Origin of the sequence: Vibrio sp. 070316B, from assembly GCF_013114115.1 — a bacterium.
Taxonomy (GTDB): Bacteria; Pseudomonadota; Gammaproteobacteria; order Enterobacterales; family Vibrionaceae; genus Vibrio; species Vibrio chagasii_B.
Genome location: NZ_VTYC01000001.1, coordinates 143,503 through 159,179 on the forward strand (window position 1 = coordinate 143,503; position 15,677 = coordinate 159,179).

The 15,677-nt window shown below is 45.6% G+C and carries 16 protein-coding genes; 8 read left to right on the forward strand and 8 right to left on the reverse strand.

Annotated features, from left to right (window positions below; genetic code table 11):
• The first annotated feature begins 4 nt into the window (after positions 1 to 4).
• Positions 5 to 526 (forward strand): NADPH-dependent FMN reductase, encoded by a 522-nt coding sequence (locus F0251_RS00685; RefSeq protein ID WP_048658220.1) that lies wholly within the window; start codon positions 5 to 7, stop codon positions 524 to 526.
• 110 nt (positions 527 to 636) lie between these two features.
• Here F0251_RS00685 and F0251_RS00690 read toward each other — a convergent pair whose 3' ends face one another.
• Positions 637 to 1,449 (reverse strand): enoyl-CoA hydratase/isomerase family protein, encoded by an 813-nt coding sequence (locus F0251_RS00690; protein ID WP_050644619.1) that lies wholly within the window; start codon positions 1,447 to 1,449, stop codon positions 637 to 639.
• 130 nt (positions 1,450 to 1,579) lie between these two features.
• Between F0251_RS00690 and F0251_RS00695 the strand changes: the two genes are divergently transcribed.
• Both F0251_RS00695 and soxR read left to right on the forward strand, forming a co-directional pair.
• Complete coding sequence (locus F0251_RS00695) at positions 1,580 to 2,539, forward strand: LysR family transcriptional regulator (RefSeq protein WP_171730116.1); 960 nt, start codon at positions 1,580 to 1,582, stop codon at positions 2,537 to 2,539.
• A 152-nt stretch (positions 2,540 to 2,691) separates the two neighbouring features.
• Positions 2,692 to 3,132 carry a redox-sensitive transcriptional activator SoxR gene (gene soxR, locus F0251_RS00700; protein WP_116870236.1) on the forward strand — a complete coding sequence of 147 codons (441 nt, stop codon included), beginning with the start codon at positions 2,692 to 2,694 and terminating at the stop codon, positions 3,130 to 3,132.
• A 17-nt stretch (positions 3,133 to 3,149) separates the two neighbouring features.
• Here soxR and F0251_RS00705 read toward each other — a convergent pair whose 3' ends face one another.
• On the reverse strand, positions 3,150 to 3,914 hold the full coding sequence (locus F0251_RS00705) for a carbohydrate deacetylase (RefSeq protein WP_116870237.1): 765 nt from the start codon (positions 3,912 to 3,914) through the stop codon (positions 3,150 to 3,152).
• A 129-nt stretch (positions 3,915 to 4,043) separates the two neighbouring features.
• A complete protein-coding gene (locus tag F0251_RS00710) occupies positions 4,044 to 5,372 on the reverse strand; it encodes a 6-phospho-beta-glucosidase (RefSeq protein WP_171730117.1) in 1,329 nt (442 codons plus the stop codon).
• Between the two features lie 104 nt (positions 5,373 to 5,476).
• Here F0251_RS00710 and F0251_RS00715 point away from each other — a divergent pair, with 104 nt between their 5' ends.
• The 3 genes from F0251_RS00715 (at position 5,477) to F0251_RS00725 (ending at position 7,357) form a co-directional block, all read left to right on the forward strand.
• The gene (locus F0251_RS00715; RefSeq protein ID WP_105059216.1) at positions 5,477 to 6,361 is read left to right on the forward strand and encodes a LysR substrate-binding domain-containing protein; all 885 of its coding nucleotides are present in this window, start codon (positions 5,477 to 5,479) and stop codon (positions 6,359 to 6,361) included.
• Between the two features lie 76 nt (positions 6,362 to 6,437).
• Complete coding sequence (locus tag F0251_RS00720) at positions 6,438 to 6,818, forward strand: VOC family protein (RefSeq protein WP_171730118.1); 381 nt, start codon at positions 6,438 to 6,440, stop codon at positions 6,816 to 6,818.
• A 119-nt stretch (positions 6,819 to 6,937) separates the two neighbouring features.
• A complete protein-coding gene (locus F0251_RS00725) occupies positions 6,938 to 7,357 on the forward strand; it encodes a globin (protein WP_171730119.1) in 420 nt (139 codons plus the stop codon).
• 95 nt (positions 7,358 to 7,452) lie between these two features.
• Here the strand turns inward: F0251_RS00725 and F0251_RS00730 are convergent, their stop codons facing one another.
• Positions 7,453 to 8,223, reverse strand: coding sequence for a hypothetical protein (locus F0251_RS00730; protein ID WP_061031851.1), 771 nt, complete (start codon positions 8,221 to 8,223; stop codon positions 7,453 to 7,455).
• A gap of 139 nt (positions 8,224 to 8,362) precedes the next feature.
• Here F0251_RS00730 and F0251_RS00735 point away from each other — a divergent pair, with 139 nt between their 5' ends.
• Together F0251_RS00735 and F0251_RS00740 are read left to right on the forward strand one after the other, a co-directional pair.
• On the forward strand, positions 8,363 to 8,752 hold the full coding sequence (locus F0251_RS00735; protein ID WP_171730120.1) for a DUF4345 domain-containing protein: 390 nt from the start codon (positions 8,363 to 8,365) through the stop codon (positions 8,750 to 8,752).
• A 9-nt stretch (positions 8,753 to 8,761) separates the two neighbouring features.
• The gene (locus F0251_RS00740) at positions 8,762 to 10,264 is read left to right on the forward strand and encodes an arylsulfatase (RefSeq protein ID WP_116870242.1); all 1,503 of its coding nucleotides are present in this window, start codon (positions 8,762 to 8,764) and stop codon (positions 10,262 to 10,264) included.
• Between the two features lie 71 nt (positions 10,265 to 10,335).
• Here the strand turns inward: F0251_RS00740 and F0251_RS00745 are convergent, their stop codons facing one another.
• The 4 genes from F0251_RS00745 to F0251_RS00760 all read right to left on the reverse strand — a co-directional run bounded on the left by F0251_RS00745 (position 10,336) and on the right by F0251_RS00760 (position 15,331).
• Positions 10,336 to 11,361, reverse strand: coding sequence for a LacI family DNA-binding transcriptional regulator (locus tag F0251_RS00745; RefSeq protein WP_061031849.1), 1,026 nt, complete (start codon positions 11,359 to 11,361; stop codon positions 10,336 to 10,338).
• Between the two features lie 198 nt (positions 11,362 to 11,559).
• Positions 11,560 to 12,645, reverse strand: coding sequence for a porin (locus F0251_RS00750; protein WP_171730121.1), 1,086 nt, complete (start codon positions 12,643 to 12,645; stop codon positions 11,560 to 11,562).
• Between the two features lie 248 nt (positions 12,646 to 12,893).
• A complete protein-coding gene (locus F0251_RS00755; protein WP_116870244.1) occupies positions 12,894 to 13,910 on the reverse strand; it encodes a nuclear transport factor 2 family protein in 1,017 nt (338 codons plus the stop codon).
• Between the two features lie 125 nt (positions 13,911 to 14,035).
• On the reverse strand, positions 14,036 to 15,331 hold the full coding sequence (locus tag F0251_RS00760; protein ID WP_116870245.1) for an MFS transporter: 1,296 nt from the start codon (positions 15,329 to 15,331) through the stop codon (positions 14,036 to 14,038).
• Positions 15,332 to 15,677 lie beyond the last annotated feature (346 nt).

Sequence of the window (15,677 nt, forward strand, 5' to 3'; positions counted from 1 at the left end):
AACAATGAAAGTATTAGCAATTGGCGCAACCAACAGTAAAGCATCGATTAACCAACAATTGGCAGCGTACACCGCAAGCTTAGCCGAGGGCGCGCAAGTAGAGGTGCTCGATCTTAATGATTTCGAGATGCCCATTTACAGTGAAGACAGAGAAAAAGAGTCTGGCGTTCATCAACACGCGCTGCGTTTTTTTAGCAAGATTGGCGAAGCTGATGCTGTGGTCATCTCTTTTGCAGAGTACAACGGTTCATACACCGCAGCCTTTAAGAATGTGTTTGATTGGACATCACGAATCGACATGAAAGTGTACCAAGGCAAACCTGTTGTTATGCTCTCCACGTCACCAGGCCCTGGCGGCGCAAGCTCTGTGTTGTCGTCTGCGGTAAATTCCGCACCTTATTTTGATGCTGATGTGAAGGGGTCGATGTCGGTGCCAAGTTTCTACGACAACTTTAATGTAGAAACGGGTGAGATCATCAATGCCGAAATGGCCGAGAGCCTGAAATCGATCATGAGTCAGATCTAACTGCTTTAGTGAGTGAGAGAATTATTACATCGGTGCGCAGATAGATAAATACATAGATAAATAGATACATAAATGGCCATCAAGCGATGGCCATTTAATTGCGTCATTGTCTATTGTGATAACTCTGCTGCGGTGTCAACGAAGATACCTTGAATGTCTTTCGCTTCACGCTCGGTTTGTCCGCCATGTTTTAGAAACGCACCGATAATTGCTGCGGTTTTTTGCTCTTTTGCGCGCTCTAAGAAGTAACGCAGTTCTAGCTCAGCGCCCGCTTGCTCATCTTTGATTGAGGCTGCGATGATCTCTTTGTACATCACGATATCACGTACTTCTAATTGACTGATCACACCGAGTGTCGCTGCTAAGAAATCCTCTAGCTCAGCCTTCGGTACGAACTGCGTAATGATGTTACGGTCTTCTGCCTGCTGAGCCGTAAAGTCGTTACCAAGCAGTAAAGCTTGTAGTGCTTTGTTTTTACCCATGCGTCTTGCAAACTGCACCGCGCCTTGGCCACCGGTTGGGATGTTTACATGAATTTCAGGTTGTGCGAACGCTGAGTTTTCAGTGCCGTAAGCAAGGTCACACGCCATCACAAATTCATTACCGCCCCCACGAGCTACGCCATCAACTACCGCGACAGAGACTTGTTTCATCGCTTTAATGTTCTCAATCATATGGTTGAATTCAATCGAACCGGCTTGTCCGCCTTGTGTACCGTTGATCACATTGAGATCTAGGTGAGCCAGAAAGAAGCTCTCATGTAATGATTTAAATACAACAACCTTAGTATCACGATCATCTTTCAATGAAAGTACAAAGGCATTGATCTCGTTGATCAAGTCGAAAGTCAGCACGTTCACTGGTGGGTTGTTGATTGATACCGTTGCGATGCCATTTTGGTTAGTCACAGATAGTAGTGTCATGGGATGTTCCTCTATTAGGTCGGGACTGAATGTTGTCTCCGTTATGTGCAGCTACTATAGATTTGTAATAAGATGAGAAAAATAGTCATATTGGCACTTAATTGGTGCTCTAAATGCAACAAAGGACGTTATGGATATATCGAGTCGTTTATTATTGTTACTTGAAGTGGTTGAGCTGGGTTCGTTTGTCAAAGTGGCGGAGCAAAGAAACGTCGACCGTTCCGTTATCTCTAAACAGATCAGCCGTCTTGAAGAAGATCTGGATGTTCGGTTATTAAATCGCACCACTCGTTCGTTATCTCTGACAGCTGCAGGCAATGAGATGATCAATCAAGCGCATCAGCTTCGTGCACTATTGAACGATACTCGACGCTTGGCGCAAAATTATCATGCAGAGCCTCGAGGATTATTAAGAATCACCAGCTCGACCATGTTCGGTCGACAATATGTTCAGCAGGCGATTGCGGTTTTCCAGAAGCAGTATCCAGATGTTGATTTTGAATTGAGACTCGAAGATCGAATCGTCGATATGATTAAAGAGGGGTTTGATATTGGTTTCCGTATTGGTAAGCCCAAAAACTCTAGCCTAATCAGCCGTAAGATAGCCAGAAGTCGATTATTGATTGTTGCTTCACCTGAGTTCATTGCTCAGCATGGTGAGATAAACACCATCGAAAAACTCGAGTCATTACCTGCGACTATCTATGCCGCTCCGGGTTTGTTGATTGATAAGTTTTCTTACGTTGATGAAGAAGGGCAAGCGCAGAATTTCCAGCTTAATGCCGCTTATAAAGTGAATGATGTTGAGATGATTTCCAAGAGTGCTTTAACCGGCAGTACTCTCGCGGTCGTCACGGCGCAGATGATTGAAGATGAAGTGCTCAGTGGGGAGTTGGTGCCTATAATGACTCACTTAAACTTGGATGACTTTGGCACTTTCTATGCGGTGTACCCACATCGAGATGCACCCATAAAAACCAAGCTCTTCATTGATACATTGAAAACCATTGTCGGTGAAGATAAACCCGTGTGGGAGCAAGGCATTCCCGGGTTTGACGACATGTATGGTAATCAGCGAACAAAATCATAGCCCTGAGAATCAATATGTTAGGTTGCTTTGTCGTTCGTATTTTGTAACCTAACCCAAACCTTAATTTGAGCACAAACTTCAAGTTAAAGTGAACTCTATTATACTGTTCATTATCAGGACGAAACGACTATTCAAACAGGAAGTGAAAGATCATGAGAAACATCGTATACCTCAGCATAGGCCAGTTGGCTGAGCGCAGTGGCGTGGCTCCTTCGGCCTTACGCTTTTACGAAACCAAGGGGTTGATTGCTTCGATTCGTACTAACGGAAATCAGCGCCGTTATCAGTCGGCGATGTTGAGACGAATTGCGTTGATCCAAGTCGCGCAGTCGATAGGCTTCACGCTAGAAGAGATCACTGAAGAGCTGTCTAGCTTACCGATGAACCATACCGCGACTAAGCGAGACTGGGAGCGCGTAGCTAAGAAGTGGCAGGGGCAACTCGACAGTAAAATGGCGCAGATTAAATCGCTACAAGAGAACTTAACAGGCTGTATCGGTTGTGGATGCTTGAGTATGCAAAAGTGCAACTTGTTAAATCCTGATGATATCTTGCATGACCAAGGGCAGGGCGCACAACGGATCGTTGATTAGCCCTGACTTAAGGTTCCCTATCTGAGAGCGTCGAATCCAATGCACTCAATCTGATGGTCAGCCAACCACTGTTTTAGCGCAGGGCTAGTGAGCAGTTGATGCTCTTCGACTCGTTTATCACTGTAACTTGAGAGGGACTTAAGCTGTTCACTTGCCACTGATGAAGGGTGACACATTAACTCAAGTACACCGTTAGGCATCATAGCTTGGTAACTCAGTAATAAATCTTTCAGGCCATTCAGCGATACGCCTTGGTCAAAGAAACGCATGTCGAAAGCATCCGGCGTTGGCACTCGCAGTGTATCTTGGCCACTCAAGATGTTATCGATTCGTCTAACTGGAAGACCAATGCGATTCACTGTGCGGGTAAACGCTGCTTTTAGAGGTTTAAACACACCACCAAAGTGATGACTGTCGATATGGTTGATCTCTAAACCTGCATCGAGGGCGGCTTGATATTGCGCGTTGAGTTCAAGCACCACCTCATCTTCATTCACATCTGATTTATCGAACAGAGTAACATTGCTAAAGAAGTGGCCGTATTCGTCGACTAAGCTCGGAACTAACTCTGGTGACGTCAATGGTTTGCCTGCGGTGACCGTAAAGTGCAAGCCAACTTCAGGGACTAAACCTTGATGATAGAGCTCAATCGCGTTTTGTGTACCCGGTTGATTCATCATGATGGTGGTCGACTTAACCAAACCCGCCTTAAAGCAGTCGACGATGCCGTGGTTCACGCTTTCAGTGAGGCCGAAATCATCGGCGTTGAGTATTAATTTCATCATGACCTCTGTAAAAAGATTTGGATTCAATATGTTGAATGAGCTCTCTGTCATTGAGCTCACTTGCTGTTATCACTGAGCTTATTAGCTGTTATAACCGAGCTTATTAGTTGCTAACAAAATGCCACATTAAGCGAGTCGATGAGCGAACGCAGGCATGAAGTCTAAGTTCTCGCGAATGGTTTCTTGCAAAGCCTCGTCGATATGCGAACCACTATCAACGATAGGGTTTAAGATCAGAGCGCGCTTTGCTATCGCGATGTCTCCTGTCATGGCTGCTTGAACGGTCAGGGTTTCAAACTCTTTCATCTGTTGAATTAAGCGCAGCGTGTCGCTATCAAAAGGTTCAACGTTGAGTGGCAGGATCGCACTGCTAGTGATTACCGAACTTACTTCTACAGCACAGTCATCGGGTAATCCTTGAATCGCACCATTGTTACGAGTGTTGACGTGCATGATAGAACGTTTGTTATTGTGAATACTGTTCATGAGCTCACAGGCCGCTTCAGAGTAGTAAGCACCGCCTCGTTCTTCTAACAATTTAGGCTTGGTATCGAGCATGGGATCTTTGTAGATCTCAAGCAGTTGTTTCTCAACTTGAGCCACTAAGTCGGCGCGATTCGCGTTTTTCTTAGATGCTTCAAACTCTTTATCTAAGATATCTCGAGACTGATAGTAGTAACGCAGGTATGCACATGGAATGATGTTGAGTGAGCGAATTAACTCGCCGTCCCATTCAAAGGGAGGGATATTTTTCGGCATCATTTGATCGTTGCCACCAAGAAGTTGATTGATGACCTCACCCAGTTTGTCTTGCCCTTCATGTAGCACCTTGCGAGCCCAAACTAGGTGGTTTAATCCGGCGATTTGCATCGTCATATCTTTACGTTCTGCACCAAGCATTTTCGCCGCGCCTAGCTCCATGTTGACGGGAACGTTACATAGACCAACGGTTTTAATGGTTGAGTGCTTAATCAGTGCTTCCGTTACCATGCCTGATGGGTTGGTGAAGTTGAGTAACCACGCATTTGGACACAACACTTCCATCTCTTTCGCTATCTCGAGTGCAATCGGAATGGTTCGGCAAGCATTAGAGAAACCACCTAAACCATTGGTCTCTTGGCCGATCATGCGATATTTCAGAGCAATCCTCTCGTCGCGTAGTCTGGCTTCCATTCTTCCGGCGCGAAATTGAGAGCAGACAAAATCCGCGTCTTTCAGGGCTGCTTTTCGATCTGTGGTGAGGTGAACATTAATCACACAGCCCGATTTGTTTATCATTCGCTTGGTGAGCGCCGCGATTATTTCTGCTTTTTCCATGCCTTGTTCGATATCGACTAACCACAGATCAGAGATAGGTAATTCGTGATGGCGCTTGAGCAGTCCTTCAACGAGCTCTGGGGTGTAACTTGAGCCACCACCAATCACGGTTACTTTGAGTATTTGATTCTGTTGCATGCTGTTCACCATTTAATGTTGTAGATTACTTGGTTTAATTTATATGATGGTTACATACACCGACAAACCAGTTGTGATGACTTATGAATTAGTGAGGTTAATGCATGGGGCTATTCGAAAATCGCCAACAAACGCTGTCACTGTTGCACACCTTTAGTGTTGCGGCTAAACATCTAAGTTTTACACTTGCCGCCGATGAGCTCTTCTTAACTCAGGGAGGGGTCAGCCATCGCATCAAAAAACTCGAACAACAACTGAAGTTCAATCTGTTTGTGCGCAAGACAAGAAAGCTCGAACTGACGCCAGAAGGTCAGCGCGTGTTATCCATGTTGAACGTGTCGTTTGAGTCTATCTTTTCCGAACTCATGGATATTCAAACGGGTGAGCTTAGTGGGGAGTTGTACATCGCGACATCGCCTTATTTTGCTTCCTCGTGGTTAATGCCGCGCTTGCCAGAATTCAGACGCTTGTATCCGAATTTAAGCATCAAACTGCAAACCAAACAGAGCCAGTCAGACTTCCAGTTTGAACCTTATGACGTGGCAATTTTCTATAGCGAAGGTCATTACCCAAACCATTACAGTGAGCGATTATTCAGTGGAGTAAGAACCCCAGTGTGCAGCCCTGAATACGCGAAACGCTTCAAACTAGACCAAGGCATTCAACACTTAGACGATGTTCGTTTCATTCACAGTGGCGATATCACTGCGTGGCAGCGTTGGTTGTATGAAGCTCAAAGTGATACCAATTGCGCACTTCAGTGTGACTATTACAGCGATAACCGCTTGGCGATGGATGCAGCGATATTATCGATGGGGCTAGCACTAGGGCGGTTAGAGTTCATGGCACCGCAGATTGAACAAGGCTTGTTGGTCGCACCTCTTATGAGCATTGAATCGGGCAAAGGGTATGATTTAGTGTGTCCGAAAGGCATGGAGCAACGAACTAAGTTTCAGGTGTTTGCTCAATGGGTTAAGCAACAGTTGTGACCGAATTGCGTGCCTAGACAAACACAAATTATAGGTCTAGTGTAGGTGGTTCTTTCAATAAAAGAAGAGGTTAGTTATGTTCAGCCATGTTTTTCTCGGTACCGAAGATATTGAACGCGCGAAGGCTTTTTATGACCCAATCATGAGAGTGCTTGGTTACAGTGAAGGTTCCGTTGACCCTAAAGGGCGCTGTGTTTACGTTAGCCAAACTGGTGTATTAGGTTTAACCAAACCGATTGATGGTCAGCCTGCAACGCACGGCAATGGTATGACGATCGGCTTCCTAGCGTCTTCTCCTGAACTGGTGGACGAATGGCATCGAGTTGGCGTCGAAAATGGCGGCACCAGTATTGAAAACGGCCCCGGAGCGAGAGGTTCTGACGAGCGTCGTTTGTACATGGCTTATTTGCGAGATCCTGATGGAAACAAGATCTGTGCAACTCACTTTATGCCGTAGTATATGTTATGCCATAGTGGCGTATGCTTAGATCATATTGATGGTTCGGAGTTGGCGAAGTCGCGGCTCTAAACTTGTTAGCTTCCCGAAGACTCAATATTTTGCAAAGGACTGGCTAGATGAAACCGAATGAACTGTTTTATGAAAGCTTTGAGCGCTGCCGGATTGACCAAGAATTTTTGGAGAGCTTTCTGGCGGATTTTTGCGAGCATAATCCAAGATTTTCAGAACGTTTTGAAAAGATAGGGTTAGAGCAGCAAACCAAGATGCTTAAAGCTTCGATCATCCTTATCTATAACTCTGCTGGTCTACCGAGCGTACGAAACTCGGTGAAAAAGCTTGGGAAGCGACATAAAGATTTAGGAATGGATATCTCTGAGCAAGAACTCAACGAGTGGTTCGATTCGTTGCTCAATACGGTTAAAAAATACGATCCTCACTACGATGAAAGCGTCGAACAAGCATGGACAGAAACGCTCGAGGCCGGCTTAACTATCATGAAGAAAGAGTGTGTTGTGCCAGGTCCTGTGAATCAATAGGTAAGTCACCAGCAGCTTTTCTTGAAAGGTAGACTTCGTTTGAGAGGTAAGCCATGAATCAGGCTTACCTCAATTCTCAACCTTTTGACTCCTCATTAAAAATGAGCAGCCCAACCAATCAGGAACCCTTGCGATGCGGTATCGTATTCAAAGGTGCCCTTGTTTTCGTAATCAACCCAGGTCGATTTGTAGGCAACATTTAAGTCAGACCAACTGTTTATTTGGTATCGCACGCCAGTTAGCAGAGATGAAGTAAAGTTGGTGTCACTGCCAAGCCCTGCATCAATAGTTGCGTGATACTTCCAATCCTTATTGATCTGCGTTATCCATCTCACACCTATTTGGTAGTCAACCCAATCTTCATCGAGTGATCGGTCTGTACTTAGCTTACCACCTGAACCGTAAAGCTTGGCATCAATGTCGTTATCCCACCAACGAAGCCCAAACAGATAATCAATCGAGCCAAAATCGTATTGGTAGCGCTTAAACCCCTTCACATCTAAAACACCTTGTCGGATATCAAGATTGCCTTTCAATACCTCTAGGTTGCTACCTAAAACTGAGTTCGTTTTTCCGCTTAACTTCATGAAGCTGTAGTCAATGTAATAGCCCCACTGATTGTCATAGATACCCTCTAAACGCACCATTGCGGTCATATCAAGATGATCCATGATGAATGCAGGATCCACATCGACATCAGCAGACAAATCACCAATGGTACTGTCTCCGCGGATATTGAGTGCGAGCGCGTAAATTTCGAAGCTATGTTGCCACTTTTTTGTATCCGCTTGTTCGTTTGCTTCCTGAGCATTTACGGTTGAACTGGCAGCCAATGCTGATGCGAGTAGGTAACGCCATTTAGCCATATTGATATCCCTATATTCGATGTGAAACTGCGCCTTAATGAATGAGTGGGTCTTTGATTTACTTTGCTTATATGCAACTTGTATATCCCTGATTGTAGACTATGTTTTTTTTAAAGAGCCAAATTTTGAGAGTAAGGGTATGAAGCCACAAAGTATTTTCTTGTTAGTTGCTGTTGTGGGACTAACACCTATTGCGCTGTCTTATGGCTATGCGCCAGTTGTCTCTCTTGATTACCTTTTTGAGATCGATGCTAGCCCCATTAATGTGACTCATATCTTTCGTGCAGTGATGGGGCTTTATTTGGCTCTGGCGTTGTTTTGGGTGTTTGGCGCACTGTTCAAAAAGTATCGACTGCCAGCGCTCTATAGTTTGGTGGTATTCATGTTGGGTTTGGCTGCCGGACGAGTCATCAGTTTGGTGGTGGATGGCATGCCGCATTGGCTACTTTTCGTCTATCTGATCTTGGAACTGGGCTTTGGCTTAGTCGGTTTAAAAATGATTCATAACGAGCAATCTGAAACAGTATAAGGACATTCTATGAAAAGGATTTTCCATCTTCTTATGCTGAGTGTGTTGAGTAGCGTTTCGCTATCAGCATGGTCAGCTCAAGAGCAGCCTAACATTTTTGTAATTTTTACTGATGACATTGGTATTTCAAACCTCAGTGCTTACCACAACGGAGTGATGAGTAGTGAAACACCGAACATCGACAGCATTGCCGAGAAGGGAATGCTATTGACAGATTATTATGCGCAGCCATCGTGTACGGCTGGGCGCTCTGCATTCTTAACGGGGCAGTTACCAGTGCGAACGGGTATGCACACGGTGGGCTTACCGGGTGGGCCTGTTGGGCTGCATGCGGATACGCCAACACTACCAGAAATCCTCAAAACCATGGGTTACGTGACAGGTCAGTTTGGTAAAAACCACTTAGGTGACCGTGATGAGTTCTTGCCAACAATGCACGGTTTCGATGAGTATTGGGGCTGGTTGTATCACCTGAATGCGATGGAATACACCGAAGATCCAGATTGGCCAAAAGACGGTTCGTTGGATGCTTTTGCGCCTCGCAATGTGATTTACGCGAAATCCGATGGCAAAGGCGGACAAACCATTGAAGATGATGGCGCGCTAACTATCGAGCGTATGCGCACACTAGATGATGAAGTAAATAAACACGCGATCAACTTCATCGAAAGGGCGGTTGAAGCGGATAAGCCATTCTTCACTTGGTACTGTCCATCACGTGGTCACGTTTGGACACACCTTTCACCTGAATACGAAGCCATGCTTGGTCAGAATGGGTGGGGACTTCAAGAAGTGGTGATGAAAGATCTCGATGATCATGTCGGCGAGATGATGGCGAAAATGGAGGAGCTCGGCATTGCTGACAACACCATCATAATTTTCACGGCTGATAATGGCCCTGAAATCATGACTTGGCCTGATGGTGGTATGACACCATACCACGGTGAGAAAGGCACTACGTGGGAAGGTGGCGTTCGTGCTCCAGCTCTAGTTAGTTGGCCAGGTAAGATTCCAGCGGGTAGTGTGGGTAACGGCATCTTTGATGGTATGGACTGGCTACCGACACTTGTTGCAGCTGCGGGGGGCCCTGCCGATCTGAAAGAGAAAATGCTAAAAGGTCACGATGGCTTTAAAGCACACCTCGATGGTTATAACCAGGTCGATATGTTGACGGAAAAAGGTGAGTCGAATCGTAAAGAAATTTACTACTACGAACGAGACAAGCTACAAGCCGTTCGAGTTGGAGATTGGAAAGCGCACTTCGTGGTTCAGAATCATGGTTGGAGTGGTCCGAAAGAAGAGCTTAATGCACCATTACTGTTTAACTTGCGCCGTGACCCATATGAGCGAGCGGCAGAAGAATCGGGCATGTACTTGAAGTGGATGGGACAAAAAATGTGGGCATTTGGCCCGGCTCAAGCGGCGGTACAGCAACACCTAGCGACCTTCAAAGAGTGGCCACCTAAGACGCCAGAAACTCAGCCAGACAATACCGGTGGTGTGGGCAATTAATTAAATATCCAAATAAAAATCCCGCTCTAGATGAGCGGGATTTTTTATTCGAGAGTGTCTTAGTTTTGGTTCTATTTGAGCGTCGTTTTTCTCTCAATAAACTTAACCGGAACCATGAGTTTTACTAGACTGGTGTCTTGATCTTGAATTTGATTGACTACAATCTTGACTGATTCACGAGCAAGGCGTCTGAAGTCTTGCTTGAAGGTGGTGAGCTGGTAGTTCAGCCACTGCGTTTGTGGAATGTCATCGAAGCCAATCACTTGCAGATCTTCTGGAATACGCAGGTTGAACTCTAAGCGCGCCACATCCATTACCGCCATCGCCAGGTTATCTGTCGCACAGAAAATCGCTTGAGGATGTGTGGGTTCTGAAAACAGAGTCCGAATGGTATCTAGAGCATCAAGGTAGTCATAATCAGCTTCAATAACACGAGCTTGCTTGCCCGTGAGATCTTCGAATTCTGAGCAAAAGCCCGATTCACGCTCGCCGTTGGTGTAGGTTGGTACGTTACCTGTCAGGTAAACCGCTGACTTTGTTCCTACGCTATGTAAATGCTGAGCGGCGACTTGGCCTGCGGCGTAGTTGTCACTCACCACATGGCTACTCTTAGTCCCTTCAACAACACGTGCAAACTGGACGATAGGGATGTCGAACTCTTCACACTCTTCATAAAGTGACTTATTAAAGGTCGCAGAAGCAGCAATTACGCCATCAACTCGGTATTGGAAGATATTAGGGATCGAGTGGTTGTCGTTTCCATCAACTTGCCAAGGAATCAATACCGCAGAGTAACCCTGCTTTTGTAGCTCAGTAGAGATAAGCTGCAGAGTTTTCATGTGGATAGGGTAGTCGGCATCTGGGAAAACTAAGCCAATCAATTTGGACTCATTTGTCGTCAGACTGCGGGCAAAGGCATTGGGACGATAATTCAACGATTTTGCTGCATCGAACACTTTCTGCTTGGTCTTTTCAGAAACCGAACTGCCCGGGACAAATACACGAGATACAGTTGATTGAGAAACGCCAGCAAGTTTAGCGACATCTTTAGAGGTGACGGTTGGCTTTGACGCCGTGGAGTGTTTTGGAGAGCTCATAGACCATACTTTTGAACCAAATTGATTGTGCATAGAGTAACATAATTAGGTACGTACTCAAAAATACAATATGCCATTATTATATGAAAAATAAGGGTTGATAGAGAGTGTTGAATATTATTCTGGGTATGACCCAAAAAAGCTCTGCGTTAAGAGCAGAGCTTTGTTTAAAGAATTTATTAATCGACTAACTGGGTGTTAGAAGTAGTAACGAATACCTGCAGCGAATTGGTCGTCACGGTTTTCGAATTTGTTACCAACAAGCTGATCTTTACCTAGATCGAATTGGTACTCAGTCCAAACTAGGAATTTGTTCTTCTGGAAGTGGTATTCAACACCTGGGATAAGCAGGTTACGTTCATAGCCATCTGTCTCGTCATCACGATCTTCCATGTAGTTGTAGTTCAACGTAGGGCGTAGGCCATTGTCGAAGTGGTAGTACGTGTAGATTTCACCACCTAGGGTATCGAACATTACATCCGTACCGCCTTGGCTTACTGCTTCCCAGTTTTCGCCAACATGGAAAGTGGCACCTGCGTAGAAGCCACCGTTGCTGTAGTTCGCACCCAACAACATAATACGCATGTTGTCGCCGTCTTCTACGCCGATTACGCCTGCACCTAAGTCGGTAACTTCATTTTGATGATAAGCCGCCCCAAGTGTTACACCGTCAGCAGGTTTGTAAGTGATCGACGCACCCATACCGTTTTTCAATGAAACTGTCGCATTACTCGCTAGTGCAACATCTTCACGTGTGGTTTGGTAAGTGAAGCCATAGCTTACTTGGTCGTTGATTGAGTTACGGTAAGTAATTGAGTTTTCAGCACGGCCTGTACCTGATGCAATACCCCAGTCAGAAAGGTTGTAAACACCTGAGCCGCGAGTACCGAAGACACGACCTAAGTCGGTGTACCATGCTACGTCATAAAAAGTAGACCACTGCTTAGTACCCGCAGCAATCTTGCCGTACTTGTCGTGCTCTACGCCAGCGTATAGAAGTCGGTCGTAAATATTGTCGCCGTTCGCACCAGAGTTGTAACCCCATTCGGCATGGCCAAAGCCAGTCCAACCGTTGTCTAGACCCATTTGACCTTTAAGGCCGAAACGAGAACTACCGCTGTTCCATTCACCGTTGTGGTCGCCGCCCTTATCTTGGTAACGAACGTCAAAACGACCGTCTAAAGTAAGGCTATCGCCCGCGTCATTGGTAAAAGTGTGTGCAGCAAAGGCAGAACCCGATGTAAGTGCTGTCAGAATCACTGCAGAAAGAATCGACTTGTTCATTGTTATTCTCTTTATTCAGGCCGCAGAAAGCCACCGTGCTTTCAAGCCCGTTATATTAGTAATGGTTTGGCAGGGTGTACCCCATCCGTGAGGCACGAGTTGATTCAATTATTAGTGGAGCAATAATGAATGGTGTGGAGCACTTACTAGGAGCGAGAAGGGTCTCCTAGTAAGCGTAGCAACTTAAACTAGATGTCCATTTAGGTTGCCACTATTTCGTTTCAATCTTTGGGATTAAAGCGTTTCGTTTACAGCGTTGGGTTCATGATGGTTGAAGTGCGTTCGAACACATCTAGACCTTGCTGTTGTAGCCAGTAAGGAAGGTCGATAAGAACCCAGTTTTCAGACAGTTTGTCACCGTCACGGTAGTAAACGTCAACCACTTGCATGTTTGCGCGTACTTCACCGCCAGTCATACCTAGGAAGCCGCCTGTTGGTGTGTTTGATAGGTTTGGCCAACCGAAGAAACAAGAGAAGTTACCTTCAGCGAAACGACAAACGTGGCCGTTGAACTTCTTGTCTTTCAGGTTGTTACGGAAAGGAAGTTGGTGCTGCTGTTGGTAGCGAGGAATTGTGTAAGACGCGCCGATACCACATGGGCCGTACCAAATCATGTCTTTTGACCAGCTTTTCTCTAGTACTTCTGGTGGGCAGCCCATCGCGCCGCTGTCGTTAAGAGCAGATAGGTCATCAACCATTTTGTTTACTAGAGCAAGAGTCGCAACGCCTTCTTCTGGAGCTGCATCTTCAAACAACAGACCGTCGTGGTTGCGTGGGCCAGGGTATACGAAGTGCTTACCTGTTGATGGTGGTAGTGGGTAGCAACCCGCTTGGTCCATCATGCCTAGTAGGTCTAGGAACAAGCCTGTTTTCGTGATTTTGCCGTCAGAAACACAGTTAAATTCTGCGTAACGAACGTTCATGATCTTGCCAGTAGGGCGCATGCCTAGGTACTCAGCGTCGAACAGACCCATGAAGTGACCCATGCTCATTACCCAAATCTCATCTGGGTTAACTTCGTTGTTACCGCCGATGAAGATGTCTTGACGACGCTGCATGCGAGTCATCGACTTCATCATTGGCGCCCAGAAAACGTCAGCTGCTGATTGTGCGCCTTCTTGCTCACGGAATGGGTAAACACCGCGCCACAAGTAATCTTCAGAAGTGTGTGCTTTTAAAACGTCAGCAACGTTTTCGTGAGTTGCGTTTTCCATTGCATCAAAGTATTCGCGAACAATGCGTTTAGCTTCTTGATATTTAGACATAATAATTTCTCTTTGTGTTGTCGAGTCAACATTCGGAACAGGACTCGATTCGGATTTTGATGCCGGCTGACTGATCAGCCGGCTTTAAATTTTTCGTATTTGAAATTCAGTTTACGAGTTTCGAATTAAGCTTTTGCAGCTTCCGCTTTTTTGCTTTTATCGAAGATGCCGCCTTTCAGTGTTTCTGGCAGTGTTAGCCATAGAAGACCAGCAAGGATCCATACGATTGGAGAACCCCACATCGCAGTTTGTAGGTCGGTACGCTCTTGAATGAAGATAAGTACCATTGGCGCCCACATACCCAGGATACGACCACCGTGGAACAGCGCTGCGCCGTAGCTACGTAGGTGTGCTGGGAACAGTTCAGAGAAGTAACCACCCCATACTGCTGAAGAAGACAGGCCGAAGTTGTAAACCAGACCAAGTAGAGCCAGCATGTTTAGGCCGCCAATCACCATGTCACCAGGCGCAACAAAGAAGATTGAAACCATGATGCCCGCTAGGATGAAACCAAATGCGTTCACCTTACGACCGAATTTGTCAGCCGCCCAACCCCAGAACCATGCACCAAACAATGAACCAAACGCTGAAATAGAGAAGATAAGACCGATGGTTGCACCGTCGAACATACGTACATCACGTAGGTAAGTGGTAACGAAGCCACCGAAGAATTGGAAACCGTAGAAGTTAAGGCCAGCCAGTAATAGACACGTTAATGTGATCTTACGGTAAGACTTGCTTAGCATTTCGCCCCAAGAACCTTTCTTCGCTGGTGCATTTGATGCTTCTGCTTTTGCTTGCTCTTCTTCACCGTAAGCGATCACTTTCTTGTCGCTAGGTAAAACAAAGATCATGACTGCCGCTGCTGCCAACGGTGGGATACCACCAACAAGCATTAGGCTTTCCCAAGGAGCTTCAATGCTTGAAATGAATGCTGCATACGCACCCATGACCATCAACGCAACAGAGAACATGGAAGATGCGAATGCAGTTAACTTACCGCGAACAGTCGGTGTGAATAGGCCGATCATCAGGCTCACTGCTACAGTGAAGTAACCACCTAGCGACAAACCAATGATGAAACGCATTGCAGCCCAAGTTGCGTAGTCGGTAAACATCATATTGATGATGGTAGCGCCGCCGTTTAGAGCTGTGATGGCAATAAGAGTGGGTTTTTTACCAAATTTTGTTGCTACCCAAGCACAGCTCAATGCGCCAATAAGTGCACCAACCGACTGCCAGGTATAGAACTGGGCAGTGTCTGACAGGTTAATACCATCATACGCTTCAACGATGTATGGGCGTACGTAGTCAATAATTACAAAGTTATAACAATAGAAAAAGTAACCCACTAGAATTGCTAGATATGCGGCTACCCTTTGAATCATAGGAACTTCGCTCATGTGTTTTTTAGTAGTCATGACCGATAAACCTTTATTTTATATAGGGTGGTTTTGGTTTTAATTACTGTGTGTTGATTATTTATTTTCATCACACCGTCTTCATTTCGGGAGAGATAATAGAATTTTTGTGGTTATTAGATCCGTGATCAAAGTCAATTTTAAAATGAGTGCGTACCCATATTGTGTGTTTTGGTGATCTGGATCTCATTTGATCGCGTTTTTGTGCTTTGTGGGGCGATTTGAGCGTTTAATCGTCTATCTTAGTGATAATAGTCACACTTACTGTGGGTTTTTGAGGGAAAATATCCATTTTTGAGTACTATTGGCGGCGAATGATTTGCGACATACAATAAACGGAATCTAA

Excerpts from the sequence above, each read along its gene's own strand:
- F0251_RS00685 (WP_048658220.1), top strand. The coding sequence starts at position 5 with ATGAAAGTATTAGCAATTGGCGCAACCAACAGTAAAGCATCGATTAAC.
- F0251_RS00690 (WP_050644619.1), bottom strand. The coding sequence starts at position 1,449 with ATGACACTACTATCTGTGACTAACCAAAATGGCATCGCAACGGTATCA.
- F0251_RS00695 (WP_171730116.1), top strand. The coding sequence starts at position 1,580 with ATGGATATATCGAGTCGTTTATTATTGTTACTTGAAGTGGTTGAGCTG.
- soxR (WP_116870236.1), top strand. The coding sequence starts at position 2,692 with ATGAGAAACATCGTATACCTCAGCATAGGCCAGTTGGCTGAGCGCAGT.
- F0251_RS00705 (WP_116870237.1), bottom strand. The coding sequence starts at position 3,914 with ATGAAATTAATACTCAACGCCGATGATTTCGGCCTCACTGAAAGCGTG.
- F0251_RS00710 (WP_171730117.1), bottom strand. The coding sequence starts at position 5,372 with ATGCAACAGAATCAAATACTCAAAGTAACCGTGATTGGTGGTGGCTCA.
- F0251_RS00715 (WP_105059216.1), top strand. The coding sequence starts at position 5,477 with ATGGGGCTATTCGAAAATCGCCAACAAACGCTGTCACTGTTGCACACC.
- F0251_RS00720 (WP_171730118.1), top strand. The coding sequence starts at position 6,438 with ATGTTCAGCCATGTTTTTCTCGGTACCGAAGATATTGAACGCGCGAAG.
- F0251_RS00725 (WP_171730119.1), top strand. The coding sequence starts at position 6,938 with ATGAAACCGAATGAACTGTTTTATGAAAGCTTTGAGCGCTGCCGGATT.
- F0251_RS00730 (WP_061031851.1), bottom strand. The coding sequence starts at position 8,223 with ATGGCTAAATGGCGTTACCTACTCGCATCAGCATTGGCTGCCAGTTCA.
- F0251_RS00735 (WP_171730120.1), top strand. The coding sequence starts at position 8,363 with ATGAAGCCACAAAGTATTTTCTTGTTAGTTGCTGTTGTGGGACTAACA.
- F0251_RS00740 (WP_116870242.1), top strand. The coding sequence starts at position 8,762 with ATGAAAAGGATTTTCCATCTTCTTATGCTGAGTGTGTTGAGTAGCGTT.
- F0251_RS00745 (WP_061031849.1), bottom strand. The coding sequence starts at position 11,361 with ATGAGCTCTCCAAAACACTCCACGGCGTCAAAGCCAACCGTCACCTCT.
- F0251_RS00750 (WP_171730121.1), bottom strand. The coding sequence starts at position 12,645 with ATGAACAAGTCGATTCTTTCTGCAGTGATTCTGACAGCACTTACATCG.
- F0251_RS00755 (WP_116870244.1), bottom strand. The coding sequence starts at position 13,910 with ATGTCTAAATATCAAGAAGCTAAACGCATTGTTCGCGAATACTTTGAT.
- F0251_RS00760 (WP_116870245.1), bottom strand. The coding sequence starts at position 15,331 with ATGACTACTAAAAAACACATGAGCGAAGTTCCTATGATTCAAAGGGTA.